This window comes from Klebsiella sp. CD33 (genome assembly GCF_051992865.1).
GTDB classification, from domain to species: domain Bacteria; phylum Pseudomonadota; class Gammaproteobacteria; order Enterobacterales; family Enterobacteriaceae; genus Klebsiella; species Klebsiella pneumoniae.
This window is the reverse complement of sequence record NZ_CP197023.1, coordinates 1,307,843-1,323,477: the sequence shown is the minus strand read 5'-3', so window position 1 is coordinate 1,323,477 and position 15,635 is coordinate 1,307,843. Positions and strand designations below refer to the sequence as shown.

The window sequence follows — 15,635 nt, the reverse complement described above, 5'->3', positions numbered from 1 at the left end:
GATCTAATTCCATACTTACCCCCGCTTACCCGTTTAACTTATTGATTCAATTGATATCAATGAAGATCGTTGTTTTAGAACTCTTCGACCTTCCACCCGCCGCCGGCTTTTGCCGGGAGCTTCGTTACTCCGATGATCCGGAATGGGTACTGGTCGGCTGCGACTTTGGTTTTCACCCTGGCATCGTCAGTCCAGAACCCTTTCACCTCATGCAATTCCATCTGGCCGTTTGCCAGCATCACGGCGAAGTCAGGCGTGTAGAACGTGTTGTCAGCCAGACGCAGCTTGATGCCTTCGAACCGGTACCAGGCGATTTCCCCGTAGCGCCTACGCAGTTCAAGCTCTTGCGCATACGCCGTTTCGGTTTTGTTCATCTGGCCCGCTTTAAGCCGGCCAAGTGCCTGTAGTGTCTTTCGCATGATTTTTACCTTATTGGTAACTTATAACCATAAACGGATCAATATCAATAGTCTTGCGCATATTTTATTACCCTTTTGGTAAACATTAAGGCGTAAAAAAATGCGCTCCCGCGCTGGTATTACTTGATGAGTCCTGCTGCCTTCCCTCGCCGGTATTCCTCCATCAGCCACTGTGCCGGGGTTATACCTCCGAGTGTCGCCGCGTTAGGCATGCATCCGAAACTTCGACCTGGTGGATGGTAGGTATTGCCACCGGGGTCTGGAGGGGTGCTTATAGGCTCTGGCTTCGCCTGGATGCTCAGAATCGGATCGGGTATCTGATGCCCTGCCGCGACCTTCGATGCCCATTCGTCCAGAAGCTTACGCGCATGTTTCTCAACCTCAATCTCACTCAACTGACGCTGGTACATCGCGCGCCTGGTATCGCACACAATCCAGTACATGACAGGGTGGCGCCACGGGAATTGTTCTGGTCCGCCAGGCTGTAGGCTTTTCTCTTTGGCGTAGCGGTGAAACTCCCCCATCACATCTTCGATACTCACGCCAAGTACCATCTTGCTGTCTTTGCACCACTTGATGAATTGACCAGGGGACGGCCAGAACGGTGATTCACTGGTACGGGCATGGCGCATTCCTGCTGATACCTGCTCGCGGGTACGGATACCACCTTCGGCGAAAGCGGCGATCCACTGGCGCTTAGCGTCGGTCTCCTGCTGTGCGGTCTTAAGGTTGGTCTGCTCTGCTGCCGGAAACAGTTGCTTGAGCTGTTTAAACAGGGCATCGACAAGTCTCTCTGCGCTGATGTTCACAACATTGTCTTGCTGAGCCTGGTGATTGTCCGGACCCATCATGCGAGCCAGGGCGCCGGCATCACGATTCTGAATTGCTGCGAATACGTTACTCATAAGAAATCCTTCCAGCCTTCAGGGCTGTTCCAGTGTGGTACTTCATCGTCAGAGCTTTCACCGCGCTTTCCTGCCGCTCTTTTTTTCCTGTTCATCAGCAGCCGAGCAAACTTCTGCTCCCACTGCACGTGTTGCATCACATTGCCTTCTGCCATCCAGTAGGTGATGAATTCGATCAGGTCTGATTTCCTGTAACCGTCAGCTGGTAGCGCATGGCCCCATGTTCTGGCGCGCATGACAAAGTCCTCTGACGGCTTCCAGTTTTCATGCATGGTGAATTTGCCAATTGGCTCTCCGATACCATCAACGACAACCGGAGGGACTTGAATTACTTCGCGCGCAGAGAGAGGGGTTTTTATTTCCCTGATCCCTGATCCCTGATCCATTCCTAATGGTACTTGTACCGTATCAGTACCGTACTCATACGGTACTAGTGGTAAACCTTTGATTTTGCTTTCTTTTGGCTTATTCACTACCTGATGTTTAAGGAAATTCGTTATGACCCCAAAATGCTTGCCATCAGGGGTGGAAAACATGGATAAATAACCACAGTTGGAAAGCTCACGTATTAGTACCGGAATAGGAACGGATGGTTCTCTGATAGGGAAAACTGCAGCTTTGATAAGCTTCGGGTTTGCATTGAAATAGCCTTCATCATCTGCGTAATTAAGCAGACCAATAGCCAGCAAGCAGGCTGGTTCTGATACCTCTGCCATGTCTTCATCGGTCCAGAACTCGGGCTTAATGGTGCGAATGCGGGCCATCAGATCACCTCCACGGCATTACCTCTTGAGGCCTCATGCATTAGCCGTTTTATCTCAGCATGGCGGCGGCGGTTAGTCTCGAGGGTGCATTCGACACAATGCCCGTTGTATACCCATCGCTCACTGTCATGGCCGTGCTTACATTGCTTACCGGTGTAGTAGCGCTTTAGTCCTGCCTTTGCCGCTTCGACGCGAGTAATGATCTCCATAGTTCCTGTCTCACTCTGGTTGTGGTTACGGTAATTTTGCAGCAAGCCAAAAAAAGATCAACCGTATTTGGATAATTATTACCAGATTGGTATTCAGGGAGAGGCAGAAGCCGCCTGGGGGTGGCGGCGCGGGTGAGTTTTGAGGATTAACGTTCGTGGAACCAGAGGACCAGGTCGGATTTTGCGGAGATCCACTTACGGGATTTGCAGGCTTTAAACAGTCTTTCTAACAGAGGTTTACGTGGGATTCTTCTACGGCCAGTCAGGTGAACCTGAATGTAGTGGCTGGTCGTGCCGGCGTCACTTGCGAACTCTTCACGCTCTGCCGGAGAGAGGTCGAGCCAGCAGCGTTTGAAGTCAAATTTTTGCACATCGCTCATATTTTTTTAGTCCCGGACTAACTTTAGACAGCCTGATTATTACCAATCTGGTGTAAAAATCAATGACTGTTACCTTTTTGGTAAGTTTACCTTTATGGTAATATTCTATTAAATTTAATCAGTTAGGTAACAATTTCAGGCTAAAAAAATAGAAATGAAAAGCATCTACGACATAAGACGCGACAACCTCAATGAGATAATCCGGAAGGATTTCGATAACACGCAACTCCGGTTTGCCGAGAGAATCAAAAAATCAGCTAACCTCGTTAACAGGTGGAGCAAGGGGACAAAAAATATCGGCGCCAACGCGGCACGCGAGATCGAGTCGTTCGCCGGGAAAGGTCGGTTCTGGCTGGATATCGACCATCTGTCAGATACCCCGACGCTGCCGGAGATTATCGACCCGCAGGAATGGAGTGTGGAAAAGCAGGCAGCGTTTACCCTGGGTGTATGGATGGGACAGCATCCAGATCTGAACTCAGAGAAAAAGGTTTCGGAAGCGGCCGGCATCGGCCAGGCGACCGTAAATCGCATCCTGAACTGCGAAGGCTCCACCAGCATTGGCGTACTGTCGGCTATCGCCAGGGCGTTCGGCCGCGATGCATATGAGCTGATCCTGCCGCCTGGTAATGCTGGTCTGATCGACTATGACCACCATGAATACGCCGGGCTGCCGCAGGAAGAGAAAAACAAGATCGCCGCCTTCATCAAGTTCATCGTCAGCCAGAACCAGTAACCTCTAACCTACCTGTTACTCCTGCCAGTGGGATAACTCCCCGCGCCTCATGCACTTACCAAAATGGTAAACTTTTCCTCATCAAATCTATTGACACAACCATAAATTGATCAGATTATTACCTTAACGGTAACAACAGGGCGTTGAATTACCAGAAATCCACCAACGGGTGGTTTTCTCATACCCCTGATATTTACCAAATGGTAATAGTGAGGTGTGTATGCAATGGCAAATCATTAACGGCTGGTACTGCGTTACGGCATGCGGGCTGATGAGCTGGAAGTTTCGCACGCTGCCGGAAGCAATCAGCTGGGCATTCGTCAGCAAACTGGCAGCAAAAACGGAAATGGGTATGGGGGTGAGCAAGTGAACATTCAGCAGATTAACAACCTGAAAAAAATCATGAACAACATCGATGGCGACTACCAGCTTAACCAGATGCTGTACGAGCGCCACGTCGAGCTTATCGACGCAATCAAGTTCCATCAGCTGCAAAAGCCATTCTACGAACTGGAGCGCAAAGGCGTGCGCAGCGAGATCCTGGAAGAGCTGATGATGAGCTCTGAGTTTGAAGAATGCCTGGCCGCGTATCAGCGGGAACTCACCGGCATCATTGCCAGGTGGGATCTGGCTGACCAACTGGATACGGCGAGGAACGCGGCATGAAGCCAGGCATTTACTTCGACATCAGCAACGAGGACTACCACGCCGGCGACGGCGTGAGTAAGTCGCAGCTGGATATGGTGGCGTTGAGCCCGGCCCTTCTGCAGTGGCAGAAATCAGCACCGGTCGATACCGAAAAGCTGAAAGCTCTGGATATGGGGACGGCTCTGCACTGCCTGCTTCTGGAGCCGGAAGAGTTTGAAAAGCGCTTCATCGTGGCGCCTCCCTTTAACCGCCGAACAAACCAGGGGAAAGCGGATGAAGCGGCTTTCATGAAGGATTGCGAGGGGAGCGGGAAAACAGTTATGGAGGCGGAGCAGGATCGTCAGTTGAAGCTGATGCGTGATAGCGCAATGGCGCACCCTGCAGCGCGCTGGCTGCTTGAGGCGGAAGGATTCTGCGAAGCATCCCACTACTGGACGGATCCGGAGACTGGCGAGCTGTGCCGCATACGCCCGGACAAGCGCCTGAAGAATCACCCTGTCCTGCTGGACGTGAAGAAGGTTGCCGATATGGAGCGTTTCTCGCGCCACATTGAGGAATTCCGGTACCACGTACAGGATGCGATGTACCGCGAAGGTGCGCAGCAGACCACTGGCGATCCGCATGGATTCTTCTTCCTGGCAGTGAGCGAAACCATTGACTGCGGCCGCTACCCGGTGCGGGTGTTCGAACTGGATGCGCAGGACGTGGACACAGGGCATGCGCTCTACCGCCGGGATCTGAATACCTATCACCAGTGCCGCGAAACAGGCGACTGGGGTGGATTTGAAGTTATTAAACGCCCTGAGTGGGCACGCAAACAGGATATGTACGTATGAGCAACGATATCGCAATCACTTCTCAGCCTGGTGCTACCGTCGGCACCGCCGCGGCTATCTTCAGCCCGGAAGGCATCAACCAGTTAGTGCGCTTTGCTGAGCTGATGGCTCAGAGCAGGGTTACTGTTCCGGCGCATCTTGCAGGGAAGCCGGCAGACTGTATGGCTGTAGCAATGCAGGCTGCACAGTGGGGAATGAACCCTTTCGCTGTAGCGCAAAAAACCCACGTCATTAACGGCGCGCTGGGTTATGAAGCGCAGTTGGTAAATGCAGCCATCACCGCAATGGCGCCAACAAAGGATCGCGTTCACTTTGAATGGTTCGGCCCATGGGAAAACGTGATCGGAAAGTTCATCGAAAAAACAAACGACAAAGGGAAAAAGTATCTGGCGGCTGGATGGTCAGCAACGGATGAAAAAGGGTGCGGGGTAAAGGTCTGGGCAACGCTGAAAGGTGAAAGTGAGCCTCGAGTACTGGACCTATTACTTACCCAGGCCCAGGTTCGTAACTCAACTTTATGGGGCAGCGATCCAAAGCAACAACTCGCATATCTGGGAGTTAAGCGATGGGCCCGCCTGTATTGCCCTGACGTGATTCTCGGCGTCTACACCCCTGACGAATTGCAGGAAGCAGCACCGCGTGTTGAGCGCGATATTACGCCAACACCAGCGACTGCATCCGGCATGAATAAGCTGATCAACACGAAGCCTGAACAACCGGCGGAAGAGAAACCAAAGAGCAGCGACGACCGCGATCCTGAAGAAATTCTGTGCGCTTTCACTGACGCAGCGATGAACTACAACACGCTGAAGGACCTGGACAACGCTTACAAATACGTTGCCAAAAAGCTCGCTAACGATGATGAGCGTCTGGCTAAAGCTACCGACGTCTACAGCATCCGCCGCGAAGAGCTGAATCAAATCCCTATGTAATCACCACCGCGGCGCGCCCGGCGCCGCACTGAAAAAAGAGAGGTAACGATGAAAGGTGCATTAGGCAAAAAGGAACTGCTGGCGGTGGTGCCTGTATCGATGAGCACTATCGACCGCATGGAGAAAAACGGGGAGTTCCCTAAGCGTTTCTGGATCACAGACAAGCGCTGTGCCTGGAACAGCGAAGAGATCGAGCGCTGGCTGGATGAACGTCAGCAGAACGGTACAACGGAGTTTGCTGGAAAAAAGCCTCCGCTTGAGCAACGAGTATTTCGCCCGGTTGGTAATGCGGCGTGACGTCGCTGGCGAGGTACTGGGAAAGGTGGTCAGGATGGTTTCTGTACCTGGCCGCCGTATCCGCCTGGCTGTTCCTGCTGGCGGTCATTTTTCGAGAGGGTTGGATACGATGAATCGGATGGAAAAATACCACGCGGATTATGTCTCGCAACGCAAAGCGCCCCCTCTTGTCGCCGTAACGCCGGCGGCAATGGAGATCGAGCAGCGCGCTATTGCTCGCGAGAACAAAGGCCAGTACCGCCTGGCCGCTCGCCTCTGGCTTGAGTGCATGGATGCGGCCACTGGCGAGGTTGAGCGGGCCCGTATCGCTATACGCCGCGATCAGTGCATTGGCCGCGGGAACCGGCTTCGCCAGGGATGCTATGCCGGGATCTGCGCCACCGCCGGGGTGATTTATGACTAACCCACACGACAGCATTCGCGTAGGCAGTATCACGCTGGTTTATTCGTCCGTGCGGCGTGGCTGGCTGGCGCCGGGCGGCCAGGTTATCCAGAACCCGCTGAAGGCTCAGCGCCTGGCGGAGCAACTGAATAGCAAGAAGGTGGCAGCATGAAAGAACGCGGAATGATTTTCAACGCTGAGATGGTGCAGGCGCTGCTCGACGGCCGGAAGACGCAGACGCGGCGCCCAGTAAAATTCCCTGTACATGATAAAAACCTTGGGTGCGAGCTGGCTGGCAATGAACTGGCCGGTGAGCTTTCGGCAGGAAACTATCTCAACAGCGCATTTGGCAAGCCAGGCGATCGCATCTGGGTGCGGGAAACATTTCAGGTGCCGTTATTCAATTACGAACAGATGGATGAATACCTCGAAGATAGCTCGAAATTCGAAAAGCCAGAATTCTGCCAGTATGCCGCTGACGGCGGACATAGACCTGAATATCAAGACGCCGACGACAATTTGCGTCATGGATGGCGACCATCTATCCACATGCCGCGCTGGGCCAGCCGCATTCTGCTGGAAATCACCGGCGTGCGCGTGGAGCGCCTTAATTCAATACACGATGTCGATGCTATGCGAGAAGGAATCCAGAACCTGACGACATGTTCACACTCCGATTTCGGCATTCCTGGCGTCGTAAATGCGCAACATCCTGTACGAGCGTTTCAACTGCTATGGGAATCAATCTACGGCGCTGACAGCTGGCGCGCTAACCCATGGGTCTGGGTGATCGAGTTCAAGCGCGTTGAAGGCGGTGTAGCATGAGCGGAAAATACACCCTGATTTATGCGGATCCGCCATGGGCATACCGCGACAAGGCAGCCGACGGTGACCGCGGCGCCGGTTTCAAATACCCGGTGATGAATGTGCTGGATATCTGCAGGCTGCCAGTATGGGAGCTCGCCGCCGACGATTGCCTTCTGGCTATGTGGTGGGTACCGACTCAGCCGGTAGAGGCGCTGAAAGTCATGGAAGCCTGGGGATTCCGCCTGATGACAATGAAGGGATTCACCTGGCACAAGACGAACAAGCATAAAGGGAACAGTGCGATCGGCATGGGACATATGACCCGGGCGAACAGCGAAGACTGCCTGTTTGCGGTGCGCGGGAAACTACCTGCCCGCATGGATGCCTCAATCTGCCAGCATGTCACGGCGCCGCGCCTGGAGAACTCGCGCAAACCAGACGTTATCCGCGAGAAACTGGTGCAGCTGCTTGGCGATGTCCCGCGCATTGAGCTCTTTGCCCGCCAGTCGTCTCACGGTTTCGACGTGTGGGGCAACCAGTGCACGGCGCCGGCGGTTGAGTTGCTGCCAGGCTGCGCAGTGCCGGTAGTGAAGACGGAGGCCGCATGAACATTGCCGAAGAGGCCTCGCTGATACGACAACTCGAAGAGGCGCGCGCCATTATCAACCAGAGGAATGGTGAGATCATTCACCTGCAGAGAGAAGCGGCGCGCTACCGTGAACAGCGGGATTCTGCAAACGCGATGGTTAAGTTCCTGCGCGGACTCTTTGAGAATTCTTCGAAGGCGACACAATGAGCCGCCTCCGGGCGGACTATTGTTCATTCATCCACTTTTCAAATGCAGACGGGGAGAACGGCACCAGGTCGTAATGCTCCCCGTTTATCCATGCATCAACCATATTTGCCCACTGCTGCAGCATGTAGGCCCGCTGCCGGGAATACTCGGCCTTGTTGTAAACCGCCCTCACGCCCTTCTGTTCATGCGCCAGCGCCTTCTCTATCCAGTCTGACGGGAATCCCGCTTCATGCAAAAGCGTGCTCGCTGTGCGCCGCAGGTCGTGCACTGTTAGAGGTTGCAGGTTCTCCCCGGCATCCGCTGCAGCAGCAACCGCGCGATCGATGACTGAGTTAAGAGCGGCATTGGATAACGGCTTACTGGTGCTGTAGCGACCTGGCAACAGATAATCACTCCCGCCGGCACACATCTGCAGGCCTACCATCAGATCCTGTACCTGATGCGGAAGGTAGATGACATGCGACCGGCTCCCCTTCATCCTGTCAGATGGGATCGTCCAGGTTCCTTTGCTGAAATCCACCTCTTTCCACGTCGCCATGATGAACTCGGTTTTGCGCACCATCGTGATCAGGATGAGCTTCACAGCCAGTTTTAAGGTTGGCAAAGTGCTGACGGTATCGAGCGACCTGAACAGCACGCCGATTTCTTCAGGCTGCAGGCAACGGTCACGCGGTTTAAACATGGCGATCGCTGAAGGTTTGATATCTGCGGCCGGGTTGAATAACCCATGCCCGCGGTCATTGGCGTACCGGTAAACGCTGCTGATGATTTCACGCGCCTGAACTGCCGTCGCGCGGCCGCCGCGCTCGACTATGCGATCGCAAAGATCACGCACCATAGGGGTCGTTATCTCGGACATCATTTTGTTTCCGAGAACAGGCAGAATATCCCTGTCGATTACTGATTGCTTCATAGCCCGCGTACTGTCAGCCAGGACCACATGTTTCATGTAGGCGTCGGTATGTACCGTAAATGTTTCGGCGCCGCGGATCCGTTTGATACCGTCACGCTTCGCCGCAGCCGGCGACTGGCCTGCGTTCAGCAGCTTTTTAGCCGCTATCAGTTCATCCCTGGCTTCAGCCAGCGTGATACCGTCACGACCATACTGACCGATAACCAGCGTCTCCCGACGGCCGTTGATGCGGTAATCGTAACGAAACGAGATGGTGCCTGAGATCAGCACGGCTACATACAGACCGTCGCGATCGGAGACCTTGTACATTTTTCCCTGCGGTTTCAGGTTTTTTAGTTTGGTATCGGTAAGCACATTTCACCCGTGATGCATCATTTTTCTGACGGTACGAGAGTATACCGTAATGGTAATACCGTCAGGTATACCGTCAAAAAATGTGAGATAGAGTGAATAGTGTTGATGTTATATAAAGAAAAACCCTCTGTAAAAACAGAGGGTTGCATTTAAATTTGAGTAGATATGATTAGCTATAAGGTAGCCGTTAATCATTCCCACTCAATCGTTGCTGGCGGCTTGCCGCTGATGTCATACACCACGCGGGAGATACCGTTCACTTCATTGATGATACGGTTGGAGACGCGGCCGAGGAAATCGTACGGCAGGTGTGCCCAGTGCGCGGTCATGAAGTCGATGGTTTCCACCGCACGCAGGGAAACCACCCAGTCGTATTTACGGCCATCGCCCATCACGCCGACGGAACGAACCGGCAGGAACACAGTGAACGCCTGGCTGACTTTGTTATACAGGTCAGCTTTGTGCAGCTCTTCGATGAAGATAGCGTCCGCACGACGCAGCAGGTCGCAGTACTCTTTCTTCACTTCGCCCAGCACGCGCACGCCAAGGCCGGGGCCCGGGAACGGGTGACGGTAGAGCATGTCGTACGGCAGGCCCAGTTCCAGGCCGATCTTACGCACTTCGTCTTTGAACAGCTCACGCAGCGGCTCAACCAGGCCCATCTTCATCTCTTTCGGCAGGCCGCCCACGTTGTGGTGAGATTTGATGACGTGCGCTTTACCGGTGGCGGAAGCGGCAGACTCGATAACGTCAGGGTAGATGGTACCCTGCGCTAGCCATTTGACGTCGTCCAGCTTCAGCGCTTCTTCGTCGAACACTTCCACGAAAACGCGACCGATAATTTTACGCTTCGCTTCCGGATCGCTTTCACCCGCCAGCGCGTCGAGGAAACGCTGCTCGCCTTCAACGTGAACAATGTTCAGGCCAAAGTGGTCGCCGAACATCTCCATCACCTGCTGTGCTTCGTTCAGGCGCAGCAGACCGTTGTCCACGAATACGCAGGTCAGGTTTTTGCCGATAGCGCGGTGCAGCAGCATCGCGGTCACCGAAGAGTCCACACCGCCGGAGAGGCCGAGGATCACTTTGTCGTCGCCAACCTGCTGACGGATACGCTCAACGGCGTCGTCAATGATTTTCGCCGGGGTCCACAGCGCTTCGCACTGGCAGATGTCGCGCACGAAGCGCTCCAGCATACGCATACCCTGACGGGTGTGGGTCACTTCCGGGTGGAACTGCACGCCGTAGAAGCGTTTTTCTTCGTTGGCCATAATGGCGAACGGGCAGTTGTCGGTGCTGGCGACGGTTACGAAGTCCGCTGGGATGGCGGTCACTTTGTCGCCGTGGCTCATCCACACGTCCAGCAGCGGTTTGCCGTCTGCGGTCAGGGAATCTTCGATACCGCGCACCAGCGCGCTGTCGTTAACCACTTCAACCTGTGCGTAACCAAACTCACGCTCGTTAGAACCTTCTACATGGCCGCCCAGCTGCATCGCCATGGTCTGCATGCCGTAGCAGACGCCAAATACCGGCACGCCGGCTTCGAACACATACTGCGGCGCGCGCGGGCTGTTCTCTTCGGTGGTGCTTTCCGGGCCGCCGGAAAGAATGATGCCGCTTGGATTAAATTCGCGGATCTGTGCTTCCGTGACATCCCATGCCCACAGCTCACAGTAGACGCCCAGCTCACGCACGCGACGCGCCACCAGCTGAGTATACTGAGACCCGAAGTCGAGGATGAGGATGCGATGTTTATGAATGTTTTCCGTCATTGACGCTAATTCCGAGGCAAGTGAAACAGAGTAAATAAATCGCCCGACGCAAGGTCGGGCGAAGAAATCAGGAGCCCAGACGGTAGTTCGGGGACTCTTTGGTGATGGTCACGTCGTGAACGTGGCTTTCCTGAATGCCCGCACCGCTGATGCGTACGAATTCAGCTTTGGTACGCAGCAGGTCAATGGTACCACAGCCGGTCAGACCCATACAGGAACGCAGACCGCCCATCTGCTGGTGAATGATCTCTTTCAGGCGGCCTTTATAGGCCACGCGACCTTCGATACCTTCCGGCACCAGTTTGTCAGCGGCGTTATCGCTCTGGAAATAGCGATCAGAGGAGCCTTTGGACATCGCGCCAAGGGAGCCCATCCCGCGGTAGGATTTGTAAGAGCGACCCTGATAGAGTTCGATTTCACCCGGGGACTCTTCGGTACCCGCCAGCATGGAGCCAACCATCACCGCCGCCGCACCGGCGGCGATCGCTTTGGCGATATCGCCGGAGAAACGGATACCGCCGTCAGCGATAACCGGAATACCGGTCCCTTCCAGCGCTTCCACCGCGTCGGAAACAGCGGTGATCTGCGGCACACCCACGCCGGTGACGATACGGGTAGTACAGATGGAGCCCGGGCCGATGCCCACTTTCACCGCGCTGCAGCCGGCTTCCGCCAGCGCGCGTGCGCCTGCGCCAGTGGCGACGTTGCCGCCGATGATCTGCAGGTCAGGATATTTCGCGCGCGTTTCACGGATACGCTGCAGAACGCCTTCTGAGTGACCGTGCGAGGAGTCGATCAGCAGAACGTCAACGCCTGCCGCTACCAACGCGTCTACGCGCTCTTCGTTGCCGGCACCGGCGCCGACCGCCGCGCCTACGCGCAGACGGCCCTGCTCATCTTTACAGGCGTTCGGTTTACGTTCTGCTTTCTGGAAGTCTTTGACGGTGATCATGCCGCGCAGGTGGAAGCTCTCATCCACGACCAGCGCTTTCTCAACGCGTTTTTCGTGCATCTTAGCGAAGACCACTTCACGGCTTTCGCCTTCACGAACGGTGACCAGACGCTCTTTCGGCGTCATGTAGACGCTGACCGGCTGGTTCAGATCGGTGACGAAACGCACGTCGCGGCCGGTGATGATGCCGACCAGCTCGTTTTCTTCGGTAACCACCGGGTAGCCGGCGAAACCGTTGCGCTCGGTCAGCTCTTTCACTTCACGCAGAGTGGTCGTCGGCAGAACAGTCTGCGGGTCGGTGACCACGCCGGACTCATGTTTCTTCACGCGACGAACTTCTTCCGCCTGGCGCTCGATGGACATGTTTTTGTGAATAAAGCCGATGCCGCCTTCCTGTGCCAGGGCAATAGCCAGACGCGCTTCCGTTACGGTATCCATGGCTGCGGAGAGCATAGGAATATTCAGACGAATGGTTTTCGTCAGCTGAGTGCTGAGATCGGCAGTATTCGGCAGAACGGTAGAATGAGCGGGAACGAGGAGGACGTCGTCAAACGTCAGGGCTTCTTTAGCGATACGTAGCATGGGCAATATCTCGACCAGGGTGGATAAATATTGCCGTGGCATTATACAGAGCGTAACCGATTGCATCTACCCTTTTTTGCAAATAATACTTGCCATCCCCTCTGAGCGCGTTACTATCGACTGAATAACCTGCTGATTTAAAGTTTGATCTTGCTCACATGTTACCCTCTCAATCCCCCGCAATTTTTACCGTAAGCCGCCTCAATCAGACGGTGCGTCTGCTGCTTGAGCGCGAAATGGGCCAGGTTTGGATCAGCGGCGAGATCTCTAACTTCAGCCAGCCCTCCTCCGGCCACTGGTACTTCACCTTAAAAGACGATAACGCCCAGGTGCGCTGCGCGATGTTCCGCAACAGCAACCGCCGGGTGACGTTTCGCCCACAGCACGGGCAGCAGGTGCTGGTTCGCGCCAACATCACCCTGTATGAGCCGCGCGGCGACTACCAGATTATCGTCGAAAGCATGCAGCCCGCCGGCGAAGGGTTATTACAGCAGAAGTATGAGCAGCTGAAAGCGCAGTTAACGGCGGAAGGACTGTTCGAGCAAAAACATAAGCAGGCGCTCCCCTCCCCCGCCCACTGCGTCGGCGTCATCACCTCGAAAACCGGTGCGGCGCTGCACGATATTCTCCATGTTCTCAGGCGCCGCGATCCCGGGCTGCCGGTGATCATCTACCCAACCTCGGTCCAGGGTGACGACGCCCCCGGGCAGATTGTGCGCGCCATCGCGCTGGCCAACGCGCGCCAGGAGTGTGACGTACTGATTGTCGGACGCGGCGGCGGTTCGCTGGAGGATCTGTGGAGTTTTAACGATGAGCGGGTGGCGCGGGCTATTTTCGCCAGCCAGATCCCTATCGTCAGCGCCGTCGGCCATGAAACCGACGTCACGATCGCTGATTTTGTTGCCGACCTGCGGGCACCGACTCCCTCAGCCGCCGCGGAAATCGTCAGCCGCAACCAGCAGGAGCTGCTGCGCCAGCTGCAGTCCGGACAGCAGCGGCTGGAAATGGCGATGGACTATTTCCTCGCCAGTCGCCAGCGCCGTTTTACCCAGCTGTTCCATCGCCTGCAGCAACAGCATCCACAGCTGCGCTTGGCCCGCCAGCAGACCGCCCTGGAACGCCTGCGCCAGCGGATGCGTATCGCCGTGGAGTCACAGCTTAAGCGCGCAGAACAGCGGCAAAAGCGCACCGTTCAGCGTCTGAATCACTACAACCCGCAGCCACGGATCCACCGCGCGCAGTCGCGGATCCAGCAACTGGAATACCGGCTGGCGGAAATTATGCGTGGCCGCCTCAGCGAGCGGCGTGAACGGTTTGGCAACGCGGTGACCCATCTGGAGGCGGTGAGCCCCTTAGCCACCCTGGCGCGGGGCTACAGCGTCACCTCGGTGAGCGACGGTACGGTGCTGAAGCAGACAAAACAGGTCAAAACCGGCGATCTGCTCACCACCCGCCTGAAAGACGGCTGGGTCGAAAGCGAAGTGAAGCAGATCGCGACGGTGAAAAAAACGCGGGCCAGAAAGCCTTCGCCCACTAAACCAGCGGAATAAATTCCACCCGTTTTTTCGAGATCAGGCCATGCCCATGCTGGCAAAAGTAATCCACCGCGCCGCACGCCTTCAGCACCTCCAGCGGCTGGTGGCATTCCGGGCAGCGGGCCTCAAGGGCAAACACCCTTTCGCACTGGGCGCAATGCGCGCTACTGCCTTTGACATCTAACGGCGCGTGGCACAGAGGGCAATCAAGTTCCATAACCATTCCTTTCAACGTTTATCTGCACCTATTTTATCATGTTCCGGGTTTAATGCGGGCCGCGTAATTGCTGCTGCAACCTGAGCAGCCATTCCACTTCCTCAAGCCTACGCTGCGTTAGCCCGGCCACGCTGTCCGGCGCCCGGATAAACAAATTATCCGCGCCGAGGATCTGCTCATCAAGACAGTGCGTATAGATCGCCCCGGGCCGGGTCCAGCGCTGCACCCGCTCGCCGTCCTGTAGCGTCACCACTTCGCCCTCAGGGGCGCGATCGAGGGTGATTATTCGCCCGTCCCGCAGTCCTATTCGCATTCCCTTTTGCCCGCCCGCGGGACCCGCGTATTTGTTGAGCCAGATATTGAGCGGGATAGTGCCCAGGGTTCCCTGCAGATGCGCCTCCCCCTCGGCAGTGCTCTTATCCCCAGGAGCAATGTCATGGCCGAGGCGGTCTTTCGCCACCCGAAGGGAAAGCCTCAGCGCCGTATCGCTTCCGCTGGCGTGCAGGGTTTCGCGGAGCATCGCCAGGACATGGGTGCCGATATCGAGGATCACCCCATCAGGGTGACGCAGCTGCCGGGTATCCAGCTCCCCGGTGGCAAAATTGAGTGCGACCGGCTCACCAGCGCTGTTAAAGCCGCTTGGCTCCTGCAAATAACCTTCGATCCAGACGATATCCTGCGCTGACAGGTGCGGCGGAGGCAGGCCGCTGGCCTCCCCTTCCGCCCGCCACAGCGGGCCAGGAGCGTTCAGCGCAACGCCTCGCGCCATCCAGTGGTCAAGAGCCAGCACCCGCGCGGCCTGCTCAGTCGGCGCCAGCAGCGCCCGCAGCCGGGCGGCCTGCTCAAGGTTGGCCACGATCGGCTTTTCCACCACGATGCGGGAAATGCCGCTGGCTAACGCCCTCTCCAGTACGGGCAGATGCTGAAGTGATGAGGTGGTAATGAAGAGCGTATCCAGGGGTTCGGCCAGCAGCGCCGACAGCGAACTACAGCGCTGGATCCCCGGCAGCGCTCTGCTGCAGTCCAGGTCATAGCCCTGGCAGCGGTCGATGACGTCCCCCAGGCGACGCAGCGCCGGTAAATAGGCGGTTTCCACCACCGCGCCGAGGCCGATAAAACCAATCTGCATAGTAAGTCCACCTTTGAGCCGCTCTGTTCCCGGCGAAGTATCGCGGGATTATGGCGGAAGGTTTTGACATTTA

At 55.9% G+C, this 15,635-nt stretch carries 22 protein-coding genes; 12 read left to right on the top strand and 10 right to left on the bottom strand.

The annotated features are described in order from the left end of the window. Positions 1–74 precede the first annotated feature (74 nt). The 5 genes from ACR809_RS06590 to ACR809_RS06570 form a co-directional block, all read right to left on the bottom strand. Positions 75–419 (bottom strand): DUF1064 domain-containing protein, encoded by a 345-nt coding sequence (locus ACR809_RS06590; RefSeq protein WP_048336798.1) that lies wholly within the window; start codon positions 417–419, stop codon positions 75–77. A 119-nt stretch (positions 420–538) separates the two neighbouring features. Further along, on the bottom strand, positions 539–1,324 hold the full coding sequence (locus tag ACR809_RS06585; RefSeq protein WP_122051118.1) for a replication protein P: 786 nt from the start codon (positions 1,322–1,324) through the stop codon (positions 539–541). Continuing rightward, complete coding sequence (locus ACR809_RS06580) at positions 1,321–2,088, bottom strand: DnaT-like ssDNA-binding domain-containing protein (protein WP_087826943.1); 768 nt, start codon at positions 2,086–2,088, stop codon at positions 1,321–1,323. The genes ACR809_RS06585 and ACR809_RS06580 overlap by 4 nt, the downstream gene beginning before the upstream one ends. After that, positions 2,088–2,297 carry a hypothetical protein gene (locus tag ACR809_RS06575; protein ID WP_023301592.1) on the bottom strand — a complete coding sequence of 70 codons (210 nt, stop codon included), beginning with the start codon at positions 2,295–2,297 and terminating at the stop codon, positions 2,088–2,090. Before ACR809_RS06575 ends, ACR809_RS06580 begins: the two co-directional genes overlap by 1 nt. 146 nt (positions 2,298–2,443) lie before the next feature. Continuing rightward, positions 2,444–2,677, bottom strand: coding sequence for a hypothetical protein (locus ACR809_RS06570; protein ID WP_004152538.1), 234 nt, complete (start codon positions 2,675–2,677; stop codon positions 2,444–2,446). 154 nt (positions 2,678–2,831) lie between these two features. Here ACR809_RS06570 and ACR809_RS06565 point away from each other — a divergent pair, with 154 nt between their 5' ends. The 11 genes from ACR809_RS06565 to ACR809_RS06515 all read left to right on the top strand — a co-directional run bounded on the left by ACR809_RS06565 (position 2,832) and on the right by ACR809_RS06515 (position 8,111). Continuing rightward, positions 2,832–3,413: a helix-turn-helix domain-containing protein gene (locus ACR809_RS06565; RefSeq protein ID WP_004144290.1), complete on the top strand. Its 582-nt coding sequence runs from the start codon at positions 2,832–2,834 to the stop codon at positions 3,411–3,413. A 220-nt stretch (positions 3,414–3,633) separates the two neighbouring features. Next, the gene (locus tag ACR809_RS06560) at positions 3,634–3,783 is read left to right on the top strand and encodes a hypothetical protein (RefSeq protein ID WP_004164037.1); all 150 of its coding nucleotides are present in this window, start codon (positions 3,634–3,636) and stop codon (positions 3,781–3,783) included. Next, positions 3,780–4,079: a hypothetical protein gene (locus tag ACR809_RS06555; protein WP_040025497.1), complete on the top strand. Its 300-nt coding sequence runs from the start codon at positions 3,780–3,782 to the stop codon at positions 4,077–4,079. The genes ACR809_RS06560 and ACR809_RS06555 overlap by 4 nt, the downstream gene beginning before the upstream one ends. Next, positions 4,076–4,897 (top strand): PD-(D/E)XK nuclease-like domain-containing protein, encoded by an 822-nt coding sequence (locus ACR809_RS06550; RefSeq protein ID WP_122051117.1) that lies wholly within the window; start codon positions 4,076–4,078, stop codon positions 4,895–4,897. Before ACR809_RS06555 ends, ACR809_RS06550 begins: the two co-directional genes overlap by 4 nt. Next, the gene (locus ACR809_RS06545) at positions 4,894–5,829 is read left to right on the top strand and encodes a RecT family recombinase (RefSeq protein ID WP_040025492.1); all 936 of its coding nucleotides are present in this window, start codon (positions 4,894–4,896) and stop codon (positions 5,827–5,829) included. Before ACR809_RS06550 ends, ACR809_RS06545 begins: the two co-directional genes overlap by 4 nt. Positions 5,830–5,877: 48 nt before the next feature. After that, positions 5,878–6,126: a helix-turn-helix transcriptional regulator gene (locus ACR809_RS06540; RefSeq protein WP_110236368.1), complete on the top strand. Its 249-nt coding sequence runs from the start codon at positions 5,878–5,880 to the stop codon at positions 6,124–6,126. A gap of 109 nt (positions 6,127–6,235) precedes the next feature. Continuing rightward, positions 6,236–6,529: a PerC family transcriptional regulator gene (locus ACR809_RS06535; RefSeq protein ID WP_009485475.1), complete on the top strand. Its 294-nt coding sequence runs from the start codon at positions 6,236–6,238 to the stop codon at positions 6,527–6,529. Further along, a complete protein-coding gene (locus tag ACR809_RS06530) occupies positions 6,522–6,680 on the top strand; it encodes a DUF1317 family protein (RefSeq protein ID WP_009485474.1) in 159 nt (52 codons plus the stop codon). The genes ACR809_RS06535 and ACR809_RS06530 overlap by 8 nt, the downstream gene beginning before the upstream one ends. Next, complete coding sequence (locus tag ACR809_RS06525) at positions 6,677–7,333, top strand: morphogenetic protein (protein WP_122051116.1); 657 nt, start codon at positions 6,677–6,679, stop codon at positions 7,331–7,333. The genes ACR809_RS06530 and ACR809_RS06525 overlap by 4 nt, the downstream gene beginning before the upstream one ends. Continuing rightward, positions 7,330–7,923, top strand: coding sequence for an MT-A70 family methyltransferase (locus tag ACR809_RS06520; protein WP_094819096.1), 594 nt, complete (start codon positions 7,330–7,332; stop codon positions 7,921–7,923). Before ACR809_RS06525 ends, ACR809_RS06520 begins: the two co-directional genes overlap by 4 nt. Continuing rightward, complete coding sequence (locus tag ACR809_RS06515; protein ID WP_032441415.1) at positions 7,920–8,111, top strand: hypothetical protein; 192 nt, start codon at positions 7,920–7,922, stop codon at positions 8,109–8,111. Before ACR809_RS06520 ends, ACR809_RS06515 begins: the two co-directional genes overlap by 4 nt. 16 nt (positions 8,112–8,127) lie before the next feature. Here ACR809_RS06515 and ACR809_RS06510 read toward each other — a convergent pair whose 3' ends face one another. The 3 genes from ACR809_RS06510 to guaB all read right to left on the bottom strand — a co-directional run bounded on the left by ACR809_RS06510 (position 8,128) and on the right by guaB (position 12,681). Beyond that, complete coding sequence (locus ACR809_RS06510) at positions 8,128–9,378, bottom strand: tyrosine-type recombinase/integrase (protein WP_122051115.1); 1,251 nt, start codon at positions 9,376–9,378, stop codon at positions 8,128–8,130. A 191-nt stretch (positions 9,379–9,569) separates the two neighbouring features. Next, positions 9,570–11,147 carry a glutamine-hydrolyzing GMP synthase gene (guaA, locus tag ACR809_RS06505; protein WP_004151979.1) on the bottom strand — a complete coding sequence of 526 codons (1,578 nt, stop codon included), beginning with the start codon at positions 11,145–11,147 and terminating at the stop codon, positions 9,570–9,572. A gap of 67 nt (positions 11,148–11,214) precedes the next feature. Beyond that, positions 11,215–12,681: an IMP dehydrogenase gene (gene guaB / locus ACR809_RS06500; protein ID WP_004151980.1), complete on the bottom strand. Its 1,467-nt coding sequence runs from the start codon at positions 12,679–12,681 to the stop codon at positions 11,215–11,217. Between the two features lie 158 nt (positions 12,682–12,839). Here guaB and xseA point away from each other — a divergent pair, with 158 nt between their 5' ends. Next, a complete protein-coding gene (xseA, locus tag ACR809_RS06495; protein ID WP_049118298.1) occupies positions 12,840–14,231 on the top strand; it encodes an exodeoxyribonuclease VII large subunit in 1,392 nt (463 codons plus the stop codon). Here the strand turns inward: xseA and ACR809_RS06490 are convergent. Continuing rightward, the gene (locus ACR809_RS06490; protein ID WP_004201901.1) at positions 14,215–14,433 is read right to left on the bottom strand and encodes a zinc ribbon domain-containing protein; all 219 of its coding nucleotides are present in this window, start codon (positions 14,431–14,433) and stop codon (positions 14,215–14,217) included. The genes xseA and ACR809_RS06490 overlap by 17 nt on opposite strands. Before the next feature lie 49 nt (positions 14,434–14,482). Next, positions 14,483–15,562 carry a Gfo/Idh/MocA family oxidoreductase gene (locus ACR809_RS06485; protein ID WP_122051114.1) on the bottom strand — a complete coding sequence of 360 codons (1,080 nt, stop codon included), beginning with the start codon at positions 15,560–15,562 and terminating at the stop codon, positions 14,483–14,485. Between the last annotated feature and the right edge of the window lie 73 nt (positions 15,563–15,635).